The organism is Asanoa sp. NPDC050611 (assembly GCF_040654855.1).
Taxonomy (GTDB): Bacteria; Actinomycetota; Actinomycetes; order Mycobacteriales; family Micromonosporaceae; genus Asanoa.
Genome location: NZ_JBFAIU010000515.1, coordinates 1 through 3710, shown reverse-complemented (window position 1 = coordinate 3710; position 3710 = coordinate 1). Strand labels below are relative to the sequence as shown.

General features: G+C 74.6%; 4 protein-coding genes. All 4 read right to left on the bottom strand.

The features are described from left to right. Window positions 1-65: 65 nt before the first annotated feature. Complete coding sequence (locus AB0H87_RS39390) at window positions 66-587, bottom strand: SRPBCC family protein (protein ID WP_360158175.1); 522 nt, start codon at window positions 585-587, stop codon at window positions 66-68. Between the two features lie 15 nt (window positions 588-602). Continuing rightward, window positions 603-1715, bottom strand: a complete 1113-nt coding sequence (locus tag AB0H87_RS39385) for an XdhC/CoxI family protein (RefSeq protein WP_360158172.1) — start codon at window positions 1713-1715, stop codon at window positions 603-605. Between the two features lies 1 nt (window position 1716). Further along, window positions 1717-2955: a VWA domain-containing protein gene (locus AB0H87_RS39380; RefSeq protein WP_360158169.1), complete on the bottom strand. Its 1239-nt coding sequence runs from the start codon at window positions 2953-2955 to the stop codon at window positions 1717-1719. Then, window positions 2948-3710: MoxR family ATPase (locus tag AB0H87_RS39375; protein ID WP_360158166.1), on the bottom strand; the 763-nt coding region annotated here is incomplete at its 5' end. The genes AB0H87_RS39375 and AB0H87_RS39380, both read right to left, overlap by 8 nt.

Sequence of the window (3710 nt, the reverse complement as noted above, 5' to 3'; positions counted from 1 at the left end):
CGTCTTGGCTTGCTCCTGCCCGCCGCCCGAGTCGCGACCGCAGCCGGCCAGGACGACCGAAACGGCTATCCTCCGCGGCGAAGCCGAGCGGCGCCCCGTGGAGTCGCGGTGTGCCGCGCCGACACCTTCTCGCCGCCGCCGCCGGCCAGCTTGCCCTGCAGGCAGTCGGTGAACTGGCCGAGCAGCCGGCCGCTGACGTCGGCGATCATGCCCCGGCCGAACTGGGCGATCCGGCCCGTGACGGCGAGGTCGGTGTGCACGTGCACGTCGGTCGACGACGGGTCGGCCGACGGCGTCAGCGTCGCGCGGACCGTCGCCTTCGCCGTGCCGCCGCCGCGGGAGTCCTTGCCGGCGGCCTCGACGACCACGCGGCGGCTGGCCTCGTCACGCTCGACGAACGTGCCCTTGCCCGCGAACGTCATCGACACCGGCCCGAGCTTGACCTTGACGGTGCCGTTGAAGTTGTCGCCGTCCCGGCCCGTCAGCGCCGCGCCCGGCATGCAGGGCACGATCGTGTCGAGGTCGAGCAGGACGTCCCAGGCGCGCTCGACGGGTGCCGCGACGGTGAACTCGTGTTCCAGCTCCATTGCAGGGTCTCCCAGTCAGCGTCGGTCGAGGTTCTCGTGGATGCTACCGTCCAGAGTGGACAGCTTCTGCCCGCCGCCGCCCCAGCGGTCGGCGATGATCTCGGCGGTGATGCTCACCGCGGTCTCCTCCGGCGTACGCGCGCCCAGCGCCAACCCGATCGGCGAGTGCAGCTTCTTCAGCTGCGCCTCCGACACGCCGGCCTCGACGAGCCCCGCGACCCGGTCGTCGTGGGTCCGCCGGGAGCCCATCGCGCCGACGTACGCGAACTCGCGGTCCAGCGCGAGCTTCAGCACCGGCAGGTCGAACTTCGGGTCGTGGGTGAGCACGCAGACCACCGTGCGGCCGTCGACCCGCCCGGCCTCGATCTCGCCGGCCAGGTAGCGGTGCGGCCAGTCGACGACGACCTCCACGCCGGGGAACCGCCGCGACGTGGCGAACACCGGCCGGGCGTCGCACACCGTCACCCGGTAGCCGAGGAACGCGCCCTGGCGGGCCAGCGCCGAGGCGAAGTCGATCGCGCCGAACACCAGCATGCGCGGCGGCGGCGCGTAGGACGCGACGAACACGGTCACCTCGTCGCCGAGCCGCTCGCCGCCGGGCCCGTAGTGCAGCGGCCCCGTCAGACCCGAGGCCAGCATCCCTCGCACGTCCTCGACGAGCGCGTGGTCGAAGAAGTCCGACCCGAGCGAACCGTCCACCCGGTCCGGCCAGACCACCACCCGCTGCCCGAGCCGGTCGCCCGGATCGCGGATCACCGTGGCCACCGCGACCGGCGAGTTGGCCCCGATCGCCGCCGCCACCTCGCCGAGCTGCGGGAACGACGCCGGGTCGACCCGCTCCACGAAGATGTCGATGATCCCGCCGCAGGTGAGGCCGACCGAGAACGCGTCGTCGTCGCTGACCCCGTAGCGGACGAGCTGCGGCTCACCGGACTCGATCGCGGCCAGGCCGAGCTCGTAGACGGCGGCCTCGACACAACCGCCGGAGACGCTGCCGACCGCGGTCTGGTCAGGCCCGACGAGCATGGTGGCACCGGGTGGCCGCGGTGCGCTCTTCCAGGTGCCCACCACCGTGGCCATCCCCACCGGTCGATCCTCGCGCCACCAGCGCGAGAGGTCAGCGAGCACGTCACGCACGATCATCGCCCCCAGGTCTCACTATGGCCGGTCCGGTCCGCGCACGCCACCGGTCCGTCCGGTGGGCGTGCCGCGGGCCGGCGTCGGCCAGGGCCACCAACAGGTCGTCGAGCGCGTCCAGCCGGTGCGCGCTCACCACCGCGTCGCACCAGGGCCACGCGGCGGCCATTCCCCCCGTCAGCGGCCGGAACGCCGCGCTCTGCGTGCGCGGGTTCGCCCAGACCACGCGATATGCCAGGCGCGACAGGCGCGCCATCTGTTGCCCCAGCACCTCGGGCGGTCCCGTGTCCCACCCGTCGCTGAGGATCAGCACGACGGCACCGCGGGCCATGCCCCGGGCGCCGTGCTCGTCGATGAACGTGCGCAGGGCCGCGCCGATCCGCGTGCCGCCGGACCAGTCCGGCGCGGCGCGCCCGGCCCGCTCCAGCGCGACCGCCGGCGGCACCCGGTGCAGCACGCGGGTGAGCCGGGTCAGCCGGGTGGCGAACGTGAACACCTCGGCCCGCCGCCCGCCCGCCGCGCAGTAGACCAGTTGCAGCAGGGCCCGGGCGTAGGGCGCCATCGAGCCGGAGATGTCGCAGAGCACCACGAGGCGGCGCGGCTTGACCCGTGGGCGCCGGCGCCGCAGCCGCACCGGATGGCCGCCGGTCCGGCGCGCGGCGCGCAGCGTCGCGCGCAGGTCGACGTGCGGGCCGCGCAGGCCGACGAGGGTGCGCCGGCTGCGGCGCGGCGGGCTGGCCAGCTTGAGCCGCCGCATGGCGACGGCGAGATCAGCGAGCTCGTCGGGCGAGAGCTTCGCGAAGTCGCGCCCGCCGAGTCGTTCGCTCGCCGTCGCTATCACGGGATACGGGCTACGGGTCCCGGGCGACGAAGGAGGGGAACCAGGTGGCCGGTCGCCGATCCCCGCCTGGCCACCGGGCGTGGAGCCCGACCGGGGCGGCACGCCGCTGGTGCCCGGCGCGGCCTCGCCGCCACGGCCCGAAGCCTCGTCGACGAGCCCGCCGAACACCAGGTCGAACGCCCGGTCGAAGGCCGGCCGGTCGCCCGGGTCGGCGAGCAGCGTGACGGCCGCGCAGTGGTAGAGCGCGCGGGTGGTGCCCGGCCGGGTCAGCAGCACCGACCGCGCGAACCGCTCGCTGCGGTCCGGACCGACCGCGACGCCCGAGTCGTGCAGCACCGCGCCGAACCTGGCGACCACGGTCGCCAGGTCGGCGGTCGGCGGCTCAGTCATCGAAGACCCCGCTGGCGCGTACGGTGGCCAGGTCCTCGTCGTATTTGACGAACGCGGGCAGGGTCCGCCGCGCCGCCAAGGGACTGAGCGCGTCGACACCGAGCACGCGCAGCGCCGTCGCCCAGTCGATCGCCTCGGCCACCCCGGGCGGCTTGTAGAGCTCGAGCCCGCGCAGCCGGCGCACCGCATCGGCGACCTGGTCGGCCAGCGGGTCGCCGATGCCCGGCACGCGCCGGCGCACGATCGCCGCGACGCGGTCGGCCGCCGGATACGGGATCCAGTGGTAGAGGCAGCGCCGCTTGAGCGCGTCGTGCAGGTCGCGGGTGCGGTTGGAGGTCAGCACCACGATCGGCGGCAGCACCGCCCGCCGGGTGCCCAGCTCCGGGATCGTCACGGTGTTCTCCGCCAGCAGCTCCAGCAGGAACGCCTCGAACTCGTCGTCGGCCCGGTCGACCTCGTCGAGCAGCAGCACGGCCGGGCGCGGCCCGGGATGCTCCAGCGCGGTCAGCAGCGGCCGGCGCAGCAGGAACTCGGGCGTGAACAGGTCGGCCGAGGCGAGGGTCGCACCGGACGCCTCGGCCAGCCTGATCGCCAGCAGCTGCCGCGGGTAGTTCCACTCGTAGAGCGCCTCCGAGACGGTCAGCCCCTCGTAGCACTGCAGGCCGGCATCGCGCTGTTCACGCTCGCGTCGGCCGCCTGTGCGCTGGCCACCGAGCCGTGGATGCTCACCACCGCCCGTGCGGTGCAGGGCGTCG

Coding starts and splice junctions, on each gene's coding strand:
- AB0H87_RS39390 (WP_360158175.1), bottom strand. CDS start 587: ATGGAGCTGGAACACGAGTTCACCGTCGCGGCACCCGTCGAGCGCGCC.
- AB0H87_RS39380 (WP_360158169.1), bottom strand. CDS start 2,955: ATGACTGAGCCGCCGACCGCCGACCTGGCGACCGTGGTCGCCAGGTTC.